The following is a 307-nucleotide window of genomic DNA, read 5'->3' as shown; positions in this document are numbered from 1 at the left end:
CCCGGATGGGTCGCCCCGGCCGGCCACGCGACGACATGGTCCAGATCGCAGCGTTGGGCGGGTTTTCCGCAGCCGGGGAAACAGCAGGTCATCGCGGTCATCCGGACGTAGGCCGCTAGCTTGGCCGAGGGGCGGTAGCGGGGTTCGGAGCCCAGGACTGTTGCGCTGCTCAGGGGCCGGACTTTGGCGCCGCCTGCGATGAGGTCGGCGAGTAGGTGGGCGGGGATGATCGCGCCGTCGAGGGTGATCCCGGCACTCAGGCCCGTTTTGGCGGCCGGGGCAGTAGGTGTCGAGGGCGCCGAGGGTG

Annotated in this window: 1 pseudogene; it reads right to left on the bottom strand. The window is 71.0% G+C overall.

Annotated elements, in window-relative coordinates:
* Positions 1-307, bottom strand: a pseudogene (locus tag G154_RS26655) (HNH endonuclease); the annotation flags it as partial.

It is taken from the genome of Mycobacterium sp. VKM Ac-1816D (assembly GCF_000416385.1).
Lineage (GTDB): Bacteria > Actinomycetota > Actinomycetes > Mycobacteriales > Mycobacteriaceae > Mycobacterium > Mycobacterium neoaurum_A.
This window is presented reverse-complemented; position numbering and strand designations above follow the sequence as displayed.